Source organism: Vibrio rotiferianus (assembly GCF_002214395.1).
GTDB classification, from domain to species: Bacteria; Pseudomonadota; Gammaproteobacteria; order Enterobacterales; family Vibrionaceae; genus Vibrio; species Vibrio rotiferianus.
Genome location: NZ_CP018312.1, coordinates 1,364,973 through 1,383,374 on the forward strand (window position 1 = coordinate 1,364,973; position 18,402 = coordinate 1,383,374).

Sequence of the window (18,402 nt, forward strand, 5' to 3'; positions counted from 1 at the left end):
CCATACATCCGCTCAAACGTCACTCACTTGGTTTGTTATCGCTTGGTAATCATAGTTTTACATTTAATTAACAACAAGGTGCTCATTGTTGGCATGTGACTTGAGTGATGTTCTTGCAACAATGCTGAGTTGAACACTCGGTTGTTTAAAACAAAAAAATGAACGAGAACAAAAGGAAGAGTTATGATCTATGCACAGCCAGGTAGTGAAAATGCCATCGTTAATTTCAAATCGCATTACGACAACTACATCGGTGGCGAATGGGTAAAACCAACGGGTGGTGAATACTTCGACAATACATCGCCAATCAATGGCCAAGCGTATTGTAAGGTCGCTCGTTCTGGGGAAGCAGACATCAACCTTGCACTGGATGCAGCGCATAGCGTAAGAGCGCAGTGGGCAAAAACCAGCGTGACTGAGCGTGCGAATATACTACTAAAAATCGCAGACCGCATTGAGCAAAACCTCGAAGAGCTTGCAGTTGCAGAAACATGGGAAAACGGCAAACCCGTTCGTGAAACGTTAGCGGCAGACTTACCTTTAGTTGTGGACCATTTCCGTTACTTTGCAGGTTGTATCCGTGCTCAAGAAGGCAGTGCGGCTGAGTTAGATGAACATACCGCAAGTTATCACTTCCCTGAGCCGATTGGTGTTGTGGGTCAGATCATTCCTTGGAATTTCCCAATGTTGATGGCGGCTTGGAAGTTGGCTCCTGCGTTGGCCGCGGGCTGTTGTGTGGTACTTAAGCCTGCTGAGCAAACGCCGACTTCAATTCTGGTTCTGATGGAAAAGATTGGTGACCTTCTGCCTGCTGGCGTGGTGAACGTAGTCAATGGCTTTGGCTCAGAAGCTGGGCAAGCACTGGCGACGAGTAATCGAATCGCTAAGTTAGCGTTTACGGGGTCAACGGAAGTGGGCAACCACATCCTAAAATGTGCGGCGGAGAGTCTAATTCCGTCGACGGTTGAGCTCGGTGGTAAGTCTCCGAACATCTATTTCCCAGATGTGTTTGATCACGAAGATGAGTATTTAGATAAGTGTATTGAAGGTACTTTGCTTGCTTTCTTTAACCAAGGCGAGGTATGTACTTGCCCATCACGTGTGCTGGTACATGAATCTGTGTTCGACAAGTTCATTGCTAAAGTTGCAGAGCGTGCAAAAACCATTAAACAAGGCAATCCACTGGATACTGATACTCAGGTTGGCGCTCAAGCCTCGCAAGAGCAGTTCGATAAGATCCTGAGTTACCTAGAGATCGGCCGCCAAGAAGGAGCGAAAGTCGTATTTGGTGGAGATGTAGCGAAACAAGAGAACGACTTGGAACAGGGTTACTATATTCAACCGACTTTATTACAGGGTCATAATAAGATGCGAGTTTTCCAAGAAGAGATCTTTGGTCCGGTAATCGCAGTGACTACTTTTAAAGATGAAGAAGAAGCGCTGGCGATTGCCAATGACACTGAATACGGTCTGGGAGCGGGTGTGTGGACACGTGATCAAAACCTTGCTTACCGCATGGGACGTAACATAGAAGCGGGACGCATTTGGATAAACTGTTACCACGCTTACCCTGCACATGCTGCGTTTGGTGGCTACAAGAAATCCGGCATTGGTCGAGAGACGCATAAGATGATGCTCGATCACTATCAGAACACGAAAAACCTATTAATCAGCTACGACGTCAATCCGCTAGGATTCTTCTAAATACATCGCCTTCAGGCAAGAGAAAAAGCAGTAAAACAAAGCCCCGAGTATTCGGGGCTTTGTTTAACAAGCAACGGCGTTTTGGGTACCTTCGTGGTCTCGATGATGCGCGCGGATTGCTAAAAACTCATCTAGGTGTTCGATCAGCATGTCGACGCAATCTGGGTCGAACATCAATAACCTATGCTCTTTAATAAAGTTTGCCGTATCAGACAGTGACCAAGCAGCTTTATACGCGCGCTTACTTAGCAAGGCATCGAATACATCGGCCAGTGTTACGATCCTAGCTTCTAAGGGAATGTCCTTACCACACAATGCATCGGGTAAACCTGTACCGTTGTAATACTCATGGTGATGGCGAATGATGTTCTTAATAAATTGCACTTCATCTGGTGCAATCATTGATGTGTCAGACAGCGCGACAACGTCTTCAATGATCCGCTCTCCAAAAATGGTGTGCTGATTCATAACTTCGCGTTCAGCTGCTGTAAAGCGCTTATCACTGAAGAGTACATCGTCAGGGATCTTGTATTTTCCTATATCATGAAAGGGGGCATATAGCCTGATACGGTGGATAAACTCAGGGGTAATAGACCTATTTTTATCTGCCAGTAACCGTGCAAGTCGCTCACTGTATTTTCCCATTCGTATTAAATGCTCTGCTGTTTCAGGGTCTCTTTCGTGTCCCATCTTCAAAGCAATCGCTAAAGCTGATTGAAAGTGCTTTTGTTTTTCATCTAGCTGAATGAACATGCCCGATATGATTTGGCTCAGGTAGGCGAAGTCTCGCTGCGTATGCTCATCCGAGAAAAACTTGGTTTTTGTTGCATTGCAGAAAAGGAAACCAATGATAGAACCACGATTATATATAGGTGATGCATAACTGCTTTTGTGGCCGAGTTTGATCAGTTTCTTGATGCGTTCGGTGTTGTCGAAGTTTTCTAGGTCATCAACGATTCTAACTTGGCAGTTATAGGCGGCCTCCGTCAATGAAGAGTTTATACGAAGCTCTTGGTCCTCAAAATCAAGACCAAATGGTTGAGCTATAGTGTCATTTACATAGTAGTTAGAAGCCTTGTTTCCTTTGATTAATACCACAGAAAAGCGGCTGAACTCAGGGTAACTTGTTTGAGCGAGCTTAAATAGCTCATCCAGTATTGCTGTGGTCTTCTTTTCTTTGGTCGCTGTTTTACTTAATAGGGGATAATCGAGCATGTTTGCCAACCTTTGTTGCACATTTTTGCTTTTTATAATGGAATCGATTTCTCATAATTTAGACTTAAAATGTAGCACCCGAATTACATTCGATTAACCCGTCTTACTTTGAAATTAGATTCCCATCATAAAAGTAAGGTTATGTATGTAACGATATAGTAAAAAAGCTTGAAGTAACCACATATAACGAGAAAGTTAGACATTACTTAACTATCTGTATTTTTAAATTATTCATGAATTTCTAGGATGTGATCTTATGCGTTAACAACTTGTTAATAGTTGCTATACTTACTTCACTACAACAACGGAGAAGGACATTCAATGTTTAAGTTAAAACAGCTCGCAGTGGCGGCATCGCTAGTTGCAATGAGCGCAAGCTTTTCAGTTTCTGCTAAAGATACGTTTGTGACCATTGGTACGGGCGGTGTAACTGGCGTGTATTACCCTACGGGTGGTGCAATCTGCCGTTTGGTGAATAAATCACGTGCTGACCATGGCATTCGTTGTTCAGTGGAAAGTACTGGTGGTTCGATCTACAACATTAATACCATTCGTGCGGGTGAACTGGATTTAGGTATCGCTCAGTCAGACTGGCAGTACCACGCTTACAACGGTTCGAGCAAGTTTGAAGACAAAGGCCCATTCAAAGAACTTCGTGCAGTGTTCTCTGTACACCCAGAACCGTTTACGGTTGTTGCTCGTAAAGATGCCAACATTCAATCGTTCGATGATCTAAAGGGCAAACGAGTTAACATAGGTAACCCTGGCTCTGGTCAACGCGGTACGATGGAAGTACTGATGAAAGAGTACGGTTGGACGAATGACGATTTCAAATTGGTGTCTGAGCTAAAAGCATCAGAACAGTCTAAAGCGCTGTGCGATAACAAGATTGACGCAATGATCTACACCGTAGGCCACCCAAGTGGTGCTATTAAAGAGGCGACCACCTCTTGTGACAGTAACATCGTAACTGTGGCTGGTCCGCAAGTCGATAAGCTAGTTTCTGATAACAGCTTCTACCGTATCGCAAACGTACCGGGTGGTATGTACCGCGGTTCAGACAGCGATGTACAAACCTTTGGTGTGGGTGCGACGTTTGTTTCTTCTACGGCAGTGCCAGATGAAGTGGTTTACAACGTAGTGAAAGCGGTATTCGAAAACTTTGACGATTTCCGCCGTCTACACCCAGCATTCGCGAACTTGAAAAAAGAAGAAATGGTGAAAGATGGTCTGTCCGCGCCGCTTCACCCAGGTGCTGAGAAGTACTACAAAGAAGTTGGTTTGATTAAGTAATCTGTCGCTACGCCAATAAAAAACGCCATCGTATTTCACGATGGCGTTTTTGTTTGTCGTTCGTCAGTGTTATTGCACTTTAAACCGCGAAACTACATCACCCAGACCAGTAGAGGTTGCTTTCAGTTCGTCGCTGACTGATGTTGTTTGCGAGGCGTTCTCGTTGAGCTTGCGAATGATCTCTTGAATCGCGCTCATGTTACGGCTGACTTCCTGAGTCACCTGACGCTGCTCTTGAGCAGATGTCGCCATCAAAGTGTTCAAGTCGTTAATCTCTACCACAGAATCTGTCACTACGTTTAAAGAGTCCATTACCTGATTGGTGCGATCTGCGGTTTGTTGACAACTTGAACGCGTTGAGTCCATTTCATTGACCACATTATCAGTCGTCGACTTCAGTTTCGCTAACATCTCATTGATTTGAGAGGTGCTTTGCTGTGTACGAGCGGCGAGGGCACGCACTTCGTCAGCGACGACCGCAAAACCACGTCCTTGCTCACCGGCGCGGGCGGCTTCAATTGCAGCGTTTAATGCTAGTAGGTTTGTCTGTTCTGCGATCTCTCCAATCACTTGTAACACAGAGCTGATCTGCTTGGTGTCTTCGCTCATTGTTCCAATGGTGTCAGACATAGAGGCTACCTGAGTGACCATGTCACTTACGCTTTGAACCGCGTTTCCAACAGTACGCTTCGATTCCTCTGCATAGCGATTGGTACGGTCAGTAAGCTTAGCTGCATCATCAGCACTGCTCGCAATAGACTCTGCCGTGGCGCTCATTTCTTCAATGGCAGTGATGGCTTGTTCTGATTCAATAGTGTGCTGATTTAGAGTGCTACTATTGTTATCTGACTGTTTGGCAAGCTCACCAACCGCGTGGTCGATATGCGCAGATGAATGAGACACTTCAACAAACATCTTCTGCAGTTGGGCAATGAACAGGTCTATTGATTGGGATATATGGCCGATCTCATCCTTGCTGTTGATATTGAGCCTTTGAGTTAGATCGCCGTTACCATCTGACAGGTCACTGACTAATTTCTTCAATTGCTCAAGCGGCTTAAAAGCAAAGTGGAGCAAAACAATACTACCCAAAATGATTGCAATGCCAGCAATTGATAGCGCTAACGTAATCATCCAATTCAGCTTGTCAGTGTTAGCTTGAATGTTACTTTGGTCAATATATCCTATCAGCTGCCACTGGCCATTGCCGAATGAGATGCTACGCTCTACAGGCGTTAAGTTATTACCTTGCTTATTACTGTAAATAACAGTTCCATCACCGATAAGCTCAGCAAAGCTTCCCTCAGCCGCAAGTCCAACAATGACCTTACTTAAGGAAGCCAGGTCGTAAGTGAAAAAATCAACGGAATCGTCAAATCTTTTGATTGAGAAAGTGATGTATGGGACGGTGTCTTTGACAGTGATAGGGCTAATACTTAGTTGCTCAGTTTGAGTCTCTGCAGCGTCGATAAAATATTGAGCATCTTCTTCACTCATGTTGCCCGTATCATCGAACGCGTAACCGTTGACGATTTTCACAACCTGAGCAAAACCAGAGGTCTCTTTTGCATCCGCAATGTCCATCATGCTGAAGTTGAGATTGGTGGCCTGAGCAACTTTACTATTAAGTTCAGCTTCGAGTTTGTTGCGAGTGATGTCAATGATATGGGTGATGTTCTTACTGTCTGATTGATGAATGTAGTTGCTTATAAAGTGGTTGACGCTGAAGTAAGAGATAAGAGTGGTTGTGGTGATGATCGCGACGATCAGCAACACCAGTTTATTCTTAAACGAAAGGTGAGCCATATTACCTATACATCCTTGTTGAGTGACCATAAAAAAGACTGCAATCCGGCAGTCAAACAAAATTACGTTTTTTGTTGAATTGGCTCAATAATAAGACACCTGTATGGTAAATGTAAATAAGTTCATATGTTTATGTTATCGCTTGAGGCTCGATTTTTAAGTGTAAACATCGATAAAAAAGTAGATAGTGATGGCGATAGAAGAAAGGGCAACGAAACCTCTTACATGGTTTGGGTTTAGTTGACGGGAGATTCGTGCTGCCAAGTAGCCGCCCACTAATGTACCAACCATAACAACGCTGCCTTTGGTCCAATCGATTGAACCGTTGGCCACAAAAATCACAATGGCAATCAAGGATACACAGGTCGAAACCAGCAGCTTAAGCCCGTTCATTAAGTTGATGTCTTGGTGTCCTGCAACCACTAAATAACTCAAGACGATTACGCCCAATCCGGCATTGAAGAACCCACCATAAGCAGAGACGCCAATCAAAAGCAGGCTCAAAGCAATTACGCCTAAAATGCCGGCGTGTTTGGTCTCCTTGGTCAGAGATTTAATCAACGCAGTCATGCGTGAGCCAGTTAAGAAGAGTACGGTTGCGAATAACAGTAGCCATGGAATCGCTTCAAGAAAAACAGATTCTGGCGTATTCAACAGAAGATAAGCACCTACTGCGCCACCAATCAAACTGAAAGAGATAGTGAAAGCCAGTTCTTGCTTGTTCTTCATGATTTCTTCGCGAAAGCCGATTGCACCACTGATGTAACCTGCGCAAGAAGCATAAGTATTCGTCGCGTTCGCCATGATGGGAGGCACGCCAACCGCCATCAATGCAGGGAAGGTAATGAAGCTACCACCACCGGCGACGGAGTTCATGATCCCACCAACGACGCCCGCAGCAAACAAGAGAGCAAATTCCAGCAGCATAAAAGGTCCTTTTTTGTTCTTATAATTTTTGTTTCATAACTGTTAACACTACGCAACTCACTCAAAGAAATAAAGTAGCGATTAGTCCAATAAAAAAGCCACCGCAGAGGGTGGCTTGGTTTCAAGGTCTATCTTGAGGGAGAGATAGAATGCTTATTGCTCAACTTTCACTGGTTGTGCTTTAAGCTTTTGAAAGAGTTTTACAAACAGTGGACTGCCAAGTACCAATACTGCAAGCACGGTGAATGTCAGTGTGATTGGGCGTTCCCATAAGAAGCTCAGTTCACCGTCGGAAATCATCAATGCACGGCGCAGGTTCTCTTCCATTAATCCACCAAGGATAAAGCCAAGCAACAGCGGTGCGAGAGGGAAGTTTGCCAGCCTTAGTGCGATGGCAGCCATTGCCACAAGTAACATCACAAACACGTCCATGGTGTTGAAAGAAACCAGATACACACCGGTGATAGAGAAGAACAGAATCATTGGCAACAACACGGTTCTTGGTACTGCAAGTAGCTTTGAGATGTATGGGATCAACGGCAGGTTAAGAATCACCAACACAATATTGCCGAAGTACATGGAGATAATCACCGACCAGAATACATCTGGATGCTCAACAAACAGACGAGGACCCGGTTGAATACCGTAGGCGATTAACGCTCCTAGCATGATTGCGGTTGTACCAGATCCCGGGATACCAAGAGTCAATAGAGGAACGAAAGAACCACTTGATGCTGCGTTGTTCGCCGACTCTGGAGCCACCAAACCTCGGATGCTGCCTTTACCAAACTGTTCTTTTTTATCTCTTGGAGCAAGGTTACGTTCCATGCCGTAACTTAAGAAGGCGGCGATGGTTGCACCTGCGCCCGGAAGTACACCAGTAAAGAAACCAAGGATTGAAGATCGAATAGAAACCGGTGCTACTTCTTTGATTTCTTCCTTGGTGACTTTCATCGAGCCAATGTTGCTCAGTTTATCTTGTTCCTCATCACGCGTATCTTCAGAAGGCTTCAAAATACCCATCAAAGTTTCACCAAGCGCAAAGGTCGCCATCGCCAACAATAGGAAGCTAAAGCCATCCATCAAATCCGTTAGACCAAAGGTGAAGCGTTCGACACCGACGCCTTTATCAATGCCGACAGTAGACAACATCAAGCCTAGAATGGTCATCATCCATGCTTTTATTACTTGTCCTTTGCCAGCGAACGCAGCCACTGCGGATAAGCCAAGAAGCATTAGCGCAAAGTAGTCAGAAGATTGGAAGCTTAACGAGACGTTAGCCAATGCAGGTGCCGCCACAAGCAGCATGATTGCTGAAAGCGTGCCACCAGTGAAAGAAGAGTAAGCCGCCAGTGCAAGTGCTTTACCTGCTTGTCCTTTCTGCGCCATTGGGTAGCCATCAAACGCGGTAACTACGGTTGAAGAACAACCCGGTGCGTTGATAAGAATAGAGGAAGTTGAACCACCAAATACCGCACCATAGTAAACACCTGCCATCAGAATCAGACCCGAAGATGGATCCAAACCATAGGTGATAGGAATCATCAGAGCGATGGCAGAAATAGGACCAAGCCCCGGTAGCATGCCGATAAACGTACCAACAAAACAGCCAACAATCACCATCATGATGTTCATTGGCATCACGGCGGTGGATAAACCTTGTAGAATTCCATCTAACATAATTCAGTCCTTTCTTTTGACTACCAGATGGTGAAAATCAGACCAGGCTCAAGGTAGATATCCAGACCTTGAGTTAGCAACAAGTAAAACGCGATAACGAACGGAAATGAGGCTCCAAACAACACCGATTTACGTCGTTCGCCAAGAAGGTAAAAGCCCGCAATTAGGAAGAATCCTGTCGCTAATACAAAGCCGATGTAAGTCAAACCCAGACCATAAAGCGCCATCAAAACTAAAAAGGCGATGAGCAGTTTCCAGTTGAATGACATTACGGCGCCGCTTTGTTTATCGGGCTGACCAGTTATTAATAGCATTAACGCTAAACCAATCCCGACGTAGGTCAGAATGGTTGGTAAGGTGCGAGCCGTGAAGGGTTCGTATTCATCCCCGGGAAAGAGAGGAATCTGCGTGGTTTGGTAGCCATAGCATAGGCAAAACAATAAAAAGATCATCGCACCGACACGATCGCGGCACAGCAAATTCTCTTTGGTAAAAATATTGGTTGAACGAGACATATCCAACTCCTAGAACAACAGGAAAAAACCGTATATGGGCGTTAATGAAGAAGGGTCAGGTCATTAACAATTAAGCATCTCGCTGCTAGTCGAAGTGCTTAGAACCAATAAACAAAGGAGTTTTTACTTGTCGATTATCGACAATGCCCATATACGGTGAAATTAGAGTGCAAATACAACTGGGGCTAGGGATAGCTAACCCCATAAACTCGGATGGGAGTTATTGCTTCTTCAGGAAACCTAATTCGCGCATTAGACCGCCCATTTGCTGCTCTTGCTCTTCTAGGAACGCGAAGAACTCTTTATCCGCTTTGTAGTTGTCAATCCAACCATTGCGGTCACGAACAACTTGCCATTCGTCCGTTTTGTACATCTTGGTCAGAGCTGCGTTCCATTCGTCGAGCTTGGCTTGGCTCGTGCCAGGAGCGGCAAAGAAACCGCGCCAGTTCGCGAACACAGTCTCATTGCCATATTCTTTTAGGGTAGGGATATTTGGTGCAGCGTCTAGACGTTTTGGTGCCGTAATCGCCAGTACTTTTACCTGACCAGATTTCGACATCTCTAATACTTCGCCAAGACCGGTTGAAAGCAATTGTGTTTCGCCAGATAGAAGTGCTGCCATTGCTTTACCGCCGGCATCGTACGCGATGTAGCGAACTTTACGTGCATCGAAGCCTTCGCCCTTAAATGCGGCTGCGACGACTAGGTGATCCATCGAGCCACGAGCAGAACCGCCAGCGATTTTTACTTTACGTGGGTTAGATTCGAAATCTTTGACCACATCTTCCCATGTGTTGTACTTAGAATCCGCGGAAGTCACGATAGCGCCGTAGTCAGCAATCGTTGCGGCTACTGGCGTCAGATCTCGGAAAGATTGCGGGAAGATACCCGTGAGTGAGCGAACAACGATTGGTGTTGAATTGACCATCAGTGTGTCAGGTTGGCGCTCTGCGGTTTCAATAAGGTGTGCAATGGCTTTGCCACCACCGCCACCAGAGAGGTTTTGGAAAGAGACACTTTCAACGATGTCGGATTTAACCAGCACATCACCTGTGCCACGAGCCGTCATATCCCAACCGCCACCAGCACCACCAGGGATTAGGAAGTGGAGTTTTTCAACATCAGCAGCAAAAGCGTGGAAAGAAAATGAAGCTGCAATGATGGATGCGGCGAGCGTTGGTTTGAGTACCTTTAACATGTTTCACGTTCCTTATGTTGGTGACTCTCTTGTTTTTAAGAGTCTTATTATTTGTTCTCCTAGCGAGGTAGGGTGACTCGCTAGTGATGAGCTAAAGGTTAATAAGGTGTTAACGTGATGTCTCTAATGCGTAGATAAAGAGAATATTGAGCATAAACGACGTTTTGTTCATAAAGTTCATGAAAAAGGGATCCAAGGCTGGATTTAATAAAAGACTAGATTGGTCACATCAATTGGGCGCCTTAAAACGCCATAATAATGGAGGTTTAATAGGGAGTGACAACGATGAAAGGAACCTGTTTATGTGGCGCTATTGAAGTGACCGCACCTCAACACAATGAAGTGAGCTTTTGTCATTGCGACATGTGTCGAAAGTGGTCAAGCGGCCCTTTGCATGCGGTTCATTGTGGACCGGGCGTAAGATTTAGCGGTGCTGAGCCTAAACGTTATCAATCATCCCAATGGGCAGTACGAGGTTTTTGTGGTGAATGCGGCACGAATATCTATTACCACTTATTGGCAACGGATGAATACATTCTTTCTGCGGGATTATTTAATGAGCCAGATTTCAAATTAAGCTTAGAGATCTTCACTGATGAGAAGCCCGCGTACTATGATCTTCAGCCACACAGCAAGAAAATGACAGCTCAAGAAGTTTTTGACCAATACGCGCCTGAAGAGTAGATAAAAATGAAGTTTCTTTGGTTAAAGGTTTTACTGACAGTAGCGGTATTTGCTGGTTTATTTTTGATTGTCTATCAGCAAGTACAAAGTGGTGTGAGCTAAAGATTGAGAAAGCCGAGTTTATCTCGGTTTTTTTTCACCTAAAAGCAATAACCTCTCACAATAGGTGTTACAGTTGTTGTTAAGTTGTGTAACGAGTTGCGCATGAGGTTTATGCAAAGACATGATAGGTGGCGCAGGGAGGCGCTCTTAGATGAAGCAACAGCGCGCAGGGGTAGTTTTGATTAACCGAAACTTCCAATTATTGCTCATTGAGAGGAACAAGGACGGAAGAAATTATCATGTATTCCCGGGCGGATCAGTAGAGAGCGATGAATCAATAGTTGAGGCAGCGAAGAGAGAAGCGCTGGAAGAGACAAGTATAGTACTCGATTTGTTGGAGCATGTGTTCGAGATTCGAAATCAAGCGCGAATCGAACATTACTTTCTATCGTATGTCGACAATCCAACAGTAAGACTTGGCTGCGGCCCTGAACAACAGCGAAGATCGGATACTAATCAATACAAGTTAAAATGGGTTGGCTATGAAGAAATAGCTCCTCTCAACCTTTATCCAATTGAAGCAAAGAAGCTTTGTTTAAGAAATAAGGAATGGTTTGGTGGTCGATAAAGTATGTCCATTGGTGTTGAGAAACCAAAATAGTGAGATTCTTCTTTTCAAGCATCCTCTTGCTGGTATCCAGTTGGTGAAAGGTACCGTCGAATCATTTGATGGTGATTTGTTGAGTGCCGCTAAAAGGGAATTAGCAGAAGAGTCGGGCATTGATCAAGTAAAGCAAACAAGCTATTTAGGCTGTTGGGAAAGTGAGTTCCAAGAGCAAGTGTGGCATTTTGTTTTATGTGAGTGCGGGGCTCTTCCAGAACAATGGGTATTTCATACAAAAGATGATGGTGGGCATCATTTCGCTTTCTTTTGGCATGATATTACGCAAGATATCACTTCACACGCGCATCCTGTTTTTCAACGTGCTTTAGAGCAGGCCCGTGAGTTTATCCGCCTCGGTAAGATTGATTTACCAGTATCTGAAGAGGGAAAACGTTGACGTTCTTATACCATCGAGTTCCACGTAATCTAACGGGAGAGGTATTACAGCCCCTTAACCGTCTAAGAGAATCACAGCCTAATCTGTATCAACAGCACGTAAAGAAATACGAGTATCGACCACATGCCCTGCAACGACGCGTGCACGGCTTAGATTGCTATTGGAACGATGTTTTGCACTTTACGCCGATTCATCCGCGCAAGATATTAGAAGGATTGAGGATGTGCGGTAGTGAAACGGTAACGTTAGGTCGTTGGTTCCAGTTTGACGTAAGAGAGCTGGGCATCAATAAACACAATACTGTGATCTTTTGGTCGCCGAACCAAATGTTTGGTGATTGGGAGGAGTCTGAAGAGGACTTTGCGCCTTATCAAGAACTCAAACTCTCAAGACTAGGTGAGTTGCCTCAAGGGACTCAACAGTTTTACAAGGAGCAATTAAGTTCAGGAAATCAACCGCTTCTCTTCTTTCGTTCGCCGCATATCTTATTTAGAGGATCAGTTTCTTTAAAGTGCGAGTACGACATAATAGAAGTGTGAACGACTTTATTAAGGACTTACAAAACAAGGAAAGTAAATGAAAAAGCCACTCGCTTTGATGGCAGCACTAACGATGCAAGGTTGTGCAACAGTTGAAACTATAAACCCACCTAATAATCACGTGAGAATATCCCATGAAGGGAAGCGAAGTTACTGTCAGGATATTCCAAGAATTTATAGTGGAGTGAATTACAACATGTGTTTATTGAATGGTGAACCAAGCTATTCAGAGAACACAGGCCCCAAAATAGACGGAGTGCCGTTCTTTGTATTCGATACCGTTTTTTCGGCTATTGCCGACACCTTGGTCTTACCGTACACAATCACCATGCAAGCTGAAAAAGGCTCAATAGACGTTAATTAAGTAGTTATGCGACCTTTCTGATGAACGACTATTCTTTGGGTATTGGTGTTCAACCGCGAGAATGTGTGACTTTGGGACGGAGATAGGCGTTTTTAAAGCATGATCGCTCTCAAAAATGAACATCAAATTATTGATATCTCACATAGTCTAGTATGATTCGCCATCAAAACGATGATAAGGAAGCCAACAATGAAGGAAAAGTTTGCAGTATTCATCCTTTGTTCGTATCTGCTTGTAGGCAGCGTTATACATATTTATGACAACGTAACTGGTGGTTTCTTGCCATATACCGAAGTGCCGCAATGGCTTAATAGCTACTGGACGAGTTTAGGGATATTAAACTTACTCTCAATCTATTTGCTTATTAAACACCGCCGCACAGGGGTATTAATGTTGATTCTGACGATGGGCAGTGATGTCGTCTTTACCTCATATGCGCACTACAACTTTGGGCTTTTTAGCGACGAAGTTCCTTTGCAACTTCAATCAATGATCTTTGGTTTTGCTTTAGCCGCATCGTTATGGCTATGGAGTGCAAACAGGGTTAGAAACTCTCGTCAGATATTCCGCTAATTTTATTTTTAAATTGTTTTCTAACAGGGATGAGTTATGAACAACGTTAAGGATCTTGCGAGCTTTGGACTTTTCGCAGCGATCTCTGGCTTTAGCTTTGGTGCAATCTTTTTTGGGATTGCGTTTGTTTACTCTGCTATCAACAAACAACAAGATGTGAGTATGTTAGCGCTTGCGTCAATTGTGTTAGGTGTTATTGGCTTGTTTGTTGGCGTAACCCAATCAAACAAGAAGCGCGATTTGATCAAAGCCTAATTCCAGCAGAGCATAAATGCTTCAACACGTTTCTAGTGGAGACCCTTCGGTCGAATCCCTTTCCAGAGATTGCTTTCATGAACTGAGAGCAATCTACTCCCCAAACAAAACCGCAAAACCAACTTCAGGCAAAGATGAATGGGTCACTTACGCCTATTATATTGAAACTAAGGCAGTTGCTTGCATCAAAGTCAAATTAACAAGCAGCGAACTACAATTATCGGGATTAGCCGTCGAAAGAGCATCTCGTAAACAGGGCATCGCTCGCCGCTTAATTGCGGCTTTGTGTGAGTTATATGATTCGGTGAATTGTTTGAGCGTCTGGTGTGTACAAGAGACGGGTAATGTTGTGTTTTTTGAAGCTCTCGGTTTTGAAGTGCTACAAAGTGAGGAGTCGACGCTATTCTCATTAACCAATGGTAACCCTGCAACGGAAGTTAAGCTGGTTTATTCAATCCGAAACACACAGGGATGAGTTGTAGTCGCATATTCGTGATACATATCGTCTAGGTAGATCAGTAACTCATCTTCATCGAGAAAGGGCGGCACGACAAAATCTCTAACAGGGCGTTTTATCGATGTTTCCGAGTCGATATAAAGCGTCCAAACTCCACCTTTGCATTCCGCGAACATGATTCTTCCAAACACATTCACTTTCATCGAACTAGTCATAGCGAAGACTTGTCCTTAAAACGAAATGGTTGTGTGAGCAGTTTATCCAATCTTTGCTCATCTTTGTCGCGGATCTCAGGAACACCAATCACAACATTATCATGACCTAATTCCGGCTGAGCGCGGTATGTGCCAAACAAACGATCCCAGATAGACAAGAAAAAACCAAAGTTAGAATGTGTCTCGCGCAGGATGACAGAGTGGTGCACGCGGTGCATGTCTGGCGTCACAACCAACTTACGTAACTTCGAGTCCCAAGGCAGTGGCAGCTTTGCATTGCTATGGTTAAACATCGCGCTAGCATTCAATACAATTTCAAACACTACGATGGCGATAGGAGAGATGCCCAAAGCGAAAACAGCGGTGATTTTTACCACCATAGAGAGAATGATTTCTAACGGGTGGAATCGTGTTCCTGTGGTGACATCGATATCCAGATCGGCGTGATGCATGCGGTGAAGCTTCCACAGCGGTTTAACGCGGTGGAAGACTAAATGTTGTAGGTAGATGATGAGATCGAGTAATACGACGGCAATCAGCACATGTAACCAAGTTGGTAAGGCGAATGCATTGAGTAGACCCCATTGGTTTTCATAAGCGATGATGGCAGCTTGGAAAGCGGCAATAGGCATGACAATAGCAATGATGACACTATTTAGAGCGACCAGCGTAAGGTTGTTAAACCAGCGAAATGAACGCTCGACGGTCAACTGCTTTCTCGGTCGCTTGTTTTCCCACAGAGTACAGAGCAACAACACACCAATGAAGATGCTAAGCCTTAGCCAGGAAGGGTCGTTAAATGCAGTTTCAGTCACTCTAATTTCCTTGATTAATTCGCTTAACTCCTAAGACCTTACGACATCAATGTATCTTTCACCGAAAGGTAGGAAGGTGAATTGCGGTCTGTTTGCGAGCATTCCTTGAGACTAACAGACGATGCAAGTAGAATCGCGCTCTACTTTAAAAAGACCCTAACAACTGGCACTTTCTATCCATGAGAATCCACGCTTTCCATCGTTTATACCAGCACCGTCAATCTATCTCAACGAAGCCATTTAATGCTCGTGGTTGTAAAGTGGTTCGTTGTCCATATTGTCAGGTTTCTGAGCAATTTTGTTTGTGCGACATTCAACCGAACATCGAATCTGATATCGCGTGTATGCTGATTGTGTCGGAAAACGAAGTGTTCAAACCAAGCAATACCGGGCGTTTAATTGCTGATACGATTCAAGAGACCTACGTGTATCAATGGAATCGTACAGAACCTTCTGAAGAGATGCTGGCGTTGCTAAAGAACGACGCTTATCAACCTGTGGTTGTCTTCCCAGCAGATTACGTCGATGAGCCAGAGCGTTTGTTAGATGGTTTGAATCCAGAGCGCTTGGCGACAGAAGAAGGTAGCATGAACAAAAAGTGGCTGCTGATTTTCATTGATGGCAGTTGGCGTGAAGCTCGCAAGATCTTCCGCCGTTCAGAGTTTCTTAAATCTTTGCCTGTGCTTTCTATTGAGCCGGAATCACTGTCTGAATACATTATGCGTCGTTCAGATAACGAGCAGCATTTATCTACGGCTGAAGTGGCGACGTTAGTATTCAAACAAGCGGGAGAAGAACAAGCGTCAGAGTGTTTGCAATTGTGGTTTGAAGCATTCCGTGAAACTTACATGCTAACAAAAACTCGCGTGAAAACTGACTGGTCTCGACCGCATCTGAAACGTTTCAAAGAGTGGGCTAAAATCGAGAGCTAACTCTAAGGAATGAACTTTTGTTGATGGCTTGTTGTTCAACTGGCTTTAATGAGGGGATAAATCTGCATTCGGTCACGGTTTGCAGGCGTACAGATATGGATAATGCCTAAAGTTTATATTTTTGACTCCAGCATTTTTTGGGAGTCGTTTGAGCATTTTAGGAGAGAATTGCATGTATTACGGCTTTGATGTCGGTGGCACTAAAATCGAGTTTGGTGCGTTTAACGATAAACTTGAGCGTGTAGCAACAGAACGTGTACCAACACCAACAGACAACTACGATTTGCTGGTAGAAACCATCGCAGGTCTAGTAAACAAATACGATGCTGAATTTGGTTGTGAAGGTACGATTGGTCTTGGTCTTCCTGGTATGGAAGATGCCGATGACGCAACGGTACTAACGGTTAACGTACCTGCAGCGAAAGGTAAACCACTTCGCGCGGATCTAGAAGCAAAAATTGGCCGCAGCGTAAAAATCGAAAACGACGCAAACTGTTTTGCGCTTTCAGAAGCGTGGGATGAGGAACTTAAAGACGAGCCATCGGTACTTGGCTTAATCCTTGGTACTGGCTTTGGTGGTGGCTTCATCTACGAAGGTAAGGTGTTCTCTGGTCGTAACCACGTAGCAGGTGAGGTGGGTCATACCCGTCTTCCCCTTGATGCTTGGTTCCACCTAGGTGAAAACGCACCGTTACTAGGTTGTGGTTGTGATAAGAAAGGCTGTCTAGATAGCTACCTATCTGGTCGTGGTTTCGAACTTCTTTACACGCATTACTACGGCGAAGAGAAGAAAGCGATCGACATCATTAAGTCACACGCAGAAGGCGAAGCAAAAGCAGTTGAACACGTTGAGCGCTTTATGGAGCTTCTCGCAATCTGTTTTGCGAACCTATTTACTGCAACTGACCCACATGTAGTTGTGTTGGGTGGTGGTCTATCTAACTTCGAACTGATTTACGAAGAGATGCCAAAACGTATTCCTAAGTACCTACTTTCTGTAGCGAAATGTCCGAAGATCATCAAAGCAAAACATGGTGATTCAGGCGGTGTACGTGGCGCTGCGTTCCTAAATATCAAGTAATCGTCAGAGTTTTCATTAAGAGAAAACATTTAAGACAAAGATTGAAAGCCTCGCTTCCCTTTAAGGTAAGCGAGGCTTTTTTATTGCTGTTATGCCGTTGCTATCTTTACCCAGTTTTACGCTTCATTTACGTCTCTTGAACTCGTGATTGATAAGCTGTTTCCATTGCTTCCATGAACAGTAGGAATGAAGATGTTCAACTCGTTAAGATTTCGGTATGGTGTTCTTAGTATCGCTTTAGTTGGTATGGTCTCGCCGACGCTTGCAAAGCCGCCAGCACCTAAGCCCCAAAAACACGTAAAGAAAGTGGTGGTAGTTAAACCTGTTTATCGTCCCGTTTATAAAGCGCCAGTTCATCGCGTATACCATTACAATAAAATTCCGAGAACCGCGACTTACCTAGTGATTGCGGGGATCACTTATGCCGTCGTTGATAATGTCTATTACAAGCGAAGTGGTGATCAGTATATTTATGTGGAGCAACCTCCGGTATCTGTGCAGAGCGAAGTGAATACAGCGAGTAGCACTGTCGTAGCAAATAAGGGAATGGCAGGTAAGATAGTCGATGTGTTGCCTAATGAAGCGACTACGGTGACCGTTAATGGGGCGACTTTCTATGTCCAAGGCAGTGATTGGTATGCGCCAATTGCAGGAACGAACCAGTTTGTGATTGTTGAGCCTCAGTTATAAAGCCTTACCCTTGGATTTCATGCATAAAAAACTCGCGACGAATCGCGAGTTTTTTGCTTTGACCTATTTGGTTAGGCTTATTTGTTCTTTTTACCTACGCCCAAGTTTTCTTTTTGAGCTAGGGTGATTTTGCTAAAGCCTAATTTTCTGAAGTAGTTGTCGCGGTAGTTGCGCACTGCTTTAGTGTCAGATACTGCTTCGATTTGTTGCTCCATCTTTAGGAACTCAGTGATGTCGATACCTTCTGCTTCTGCTACCGCTTCTTGAATGTTGCGGTGTTGCTGGTACGAGAACGTCAGTTCTTTGTCTTGGTCTTTGTAAGTGTAAAGAATGGTGCGAGCCATAGCTGTCTCTCT

General features: G+C 44.4%; 22 protein-coding genes. 13 read left to right on the plus strand and 9 right to left on the minus strand.

Annotated features, from left to right (window positions below):
* Positions 1-183: 183 nt before the first annotated feature.
* On the plus strand, positions 184-1,704 hold the full coding sequence (gene exaC / locus BSZ04_RS15670; RefSeq protein WP_088880790.1) for an acetaldehyde dehydrogenase ExaC: 1,521 nt from the start codon (positions 184-186) through the stop codon (positions 1,702-1,704).
* Positions 1,705-1,767: 63 nt separating this feature from the next.
* Here the strand turns inward: exaC and BSZ04_RS15675 are convergent, their stop codons facing one another.
* The gene (locus tag BSZ04_RS15675; protein WP_088880791.1) at positions 1,768-2,919 is read right to left on the minus strand and encodes an HD-GYP domain-containing protein; all 1,152 of its coding nucleotides are present in this window, start codon (positions 2,917-2,919) and stop codon (positions 1,768-1,770) included.
* Between the two features lie 321 nt (positions 2,920-3,240).
* On the opposite strand from BSZ04_RS15675, the gene BSZ04_RS15680 reads away from it, so the two are divergent.
* A complete protein-coding gene (locus tag BSZ04_RS15680) occupies positions 3,241-4,212 on the plus strand; it encodes a TAXI family TRAP transporter solute-binding subunit (RefSeq protein ID WP_010448314.1) in 972 nt (323 codons plus the stop codon).
* Positions 4,213-4,281: 69 nt separating this feature from the next.
* Here BSZ04_RS15680 and BSZ04_RS15685 read toward each other — a convergent pair whose 3' ends face one another.
* The 5 genes from BSZ04_RS15685 to BSZ04_RS15705 all read right to left on the minus strand — a co-directional run bounded on the left by BSZ04_RS15685 (position 4,282) and on the right by BSZ04_RS15705 (position 10,338).
* Positions 4,282-6,018: a methyl-accepting chemotaxis protein gene (locus BSZ04_RS15685; RefSeq protein WP_088880792.1), complete on the minus strand. Its 1,737-nt coding sequence runs from the start codon at positions 6,016-6,018 to the stop codon at positions 4,282-4,284.
* A gap of 156 nt (positions 6,019-6,174) precedes the next feature.
* Positions 6,175-6,945 carry a sulfite exporter TauE/SafE family protein gene (locus BSZ04_RS15690; protein ID WP_088880793.1) on the minus strand — a complete coding sequence of 257 codons (771 nt, stop codon included), beginning with the start codon at positions 6,943-6,945 and terminating at the stop codon, positions 6,175-6,177.
* Positions 6,946-7,098: 153 nt separating this feature from the next.
* Complete coding sequence (locus BSZ04_RS15695; protein WP_088880794.1) at positions 7,099-8,625, minus strand: tripartite tricarboxylate transporter permease; 1,527 nt, start codon at positions 8,623-8,625, stop codon at positions 7,099-7,101.
* A gap of 20 nt (positions 8,626-8,645) precedes the next feature.
* Positions 8,646-9,140 carry a tripartite tricarboxylate transporter TctB family protein gene (locus tag BSZ04_RS15700; RefSeq protein WP_162531063.1) on the minus strand — a complete coding sequence of 165 codons (495 nt, stop codon included), beginning with the start codon at positions 9,138-9,140 and terminating at the stop codon, positions 8,646-8,648.
* A 220-nt stretch (positions 9,141-9,360) separates the two neighbouring features.
* A complete protein-coding gene (locus tag BSZ04_RS15705) occupies positions 9,361-10,338 on the minus strand; it encodes a tripartite tricarboxylate transporter substrate binding protein (RefSeq protein WP_088880796.1) in 978 nt (325 codons plus the stop codon).
* A 285-nt stretch (positions 10,339-10,623) separates the two neighbouring features.
* Between BSZ04_RS15705 and BSZ04_RS15710 the strand changes: the two genes are divergently transcribed.
* From BSZ04_RS15710 to BSZ04_RS15745, 8 genes are all read left to right on the plus strand, one after another.
* Positions 10,624-11,022, plus strand: a complete 399-nt coding sequence (locus BSZ04_RS15710; protein ID WP_045389598.1) for a GFA family protein — start codon at positions 10,624-10,626, stop codon at positions 11,020-11,022.
* 253 nt (positions 11,023-11,275) lie between these two features.
* Entirely contained in the window at positions 11,276-11,692 is a 417-nt protein-coding gene (locus BSZ04_RS15715; RefSeq protein WP_088880797.1) for an NUDIX domain-containing protein, read from the plus strand.
* A complete protein-coding gene (locus BSZ04_RS15720; protein WP_088880798.1) occupies positions 11,682-12,125 on the plus strand; it encodes an NUDIX hydrolase in 444 nt (147 codons plus the stop codon). Before BSZ04_RS15715 ends, BSZ04_RS15720 begins: the two co-directional genes overlap by 11 nt.
* A gap of 221 nt (positions 12,126-12,346) precedes the next feature.
* A complete protein-coding gene (locus BSZ04_RS25275) occupies positions 12,347-12,664 on the plus strand; it encodes a hypothetical protein (RefSeq protein ID WP_010448297.1) in 318 nt (105 codons plus the stop codon).
* 37 nt (positions 12,665-12,701) lie between these two features.
* Entirely contained in the window at positions 12,702-13,028 is a 327-nt protein-coding gene (locus tag BSZ04_RS15730) for a YceK/YidQ family lipoprotein (protein WP_010448294.1), read from the plus strand.
* Positions 13,029-13,217: 189 nt separating this feature from the next.
* On the plus strand, positions 13,218-13,601 hold the full coding sequence (locus tag BSZ04_RS15735) for a hypothetical protein (RefSeq protein ID WP_010448293.1): 384 nt from the start codon (positions 13,218-13,220) through the stop codon (positions 13,599-13,601).
* 36 nt (positions 13,602-13,637) lie between these two features.
* Complete coding sequence (locus BSZ04_RS15740) at positions 13,638-13,856, plus strand: hypothetical protein (RefSeq protein WP_038884798.1); 219 nt, start codon at positions 13,638-13,640, stop codon at positions 13,854-13,856.
* 16 nt (positions 13,857-13,872) lie between these two features.
* Positions 13,873-14,331: a GNAT family N-acetyltransferase gene (locus tag BSZ04_RS15745; protein ID WP_088880799.1), complete on the plus strand. Its 459-nt coding sequence runs from the start codon at positions 13,873-13,875 to the stop codon at positions 14,329-14,331.
* Here BSZ04_RS15745 and BSZ04_RS25470 read toward each other — a convergent pair.
* Together BSZ04_RS25470 and BSZ04_RS15755 are read right to left on the minus strand one after the other, a co-directional pair.
* Entirely contained in the window at positions 14,304-14,528 is a 225-nt protein-coding gene (locus tag BSZ04_RS25470) for a DUF7661 family protein (RefSeq protein WP_088880800.1), read from the minus strand. The two genes, BSZ04_RS15745 and BSZ04_RS25470, sit on opposite strands and share 28 nt — an antisense overlap.
* Entirely contained in the window at positions 14,525-15,343 is an 819-nt protein-coding gene (locus tag BSZ04_RS15755) for a sterol desaturase family protein (protein WP_088880801.1), read from the minus strand. Before BSZ04_RS15755 ends, BSZ04_RS25470 begins: the two co-directional genes overlap by 4 nt.
* A gap of 179 nt (positions 15,344-15,522) precedes the next feature.
* Here BSZ04_RS15755 and BSZ04_RS15760 point away from each other — a divergent pair, with 179 nt between their 5' ends.
* From BSZ04_RS15760 to BSZ04_RS15770, 3 genes are all read left to right on the plus strand, one after another.
* Positions 15,523-16,275, plus strand: a complete 753-nt coding sequence (locus BSZ04_RS15760; RefSeq protein WP_088880802.1) for a tRNA-uridine aminocarboxypropyltransferase — start codon at positions 15,523-15,525, stop codon at positions 16,273-16,275.
* A gap of 172 nt (positions 16,276-16,447) precedes the next feature.
* Positions 16,448-17,356: an N-acetylglucosamine kinase gene (nagK, locus tag BSZ04_RS15765; RefSeq protein ID WP_010448284.1), complete on the plus strand. Its 909-nt coding sequence runs from the start codon at positions 16,448-16,450 to the stop codon at positions 17,354-17,356.
* A 192-nt stretch (positions 17,357-17,548) separates the two neighbouring features.
* Positions 17,549-18,046, plus strand: coding sequence for a VPA0510 family protein (locus BSZ04_RS15770; RefSeq protein WP_088880803.1), 498 nt, complete (start codon positions 17,549-17,551; stop codon positions 18,044-18,046).
* A gap of 77 nt (positions 18,047-18,123) precedes the next feature.
* Here BSZ04_RS15770 and BSZ04_RS15775 read toward each other — a convergent pair whose 3' ends face one another.
* The gene (locus BSZ04_RS15775; protein ID WP_005377584.1) at positions 18,124-18,390 is read right to left on the minus strand and encodes a DUF2960 domain-containing protein; all 267 of its coding nucleotides are present in this window, start codon (positions 18,388-18,390) and stop codon (positions 18,124-18,126) included.
* Positions 18,391-18,402 lie beyond the last annotated feature (12 nt).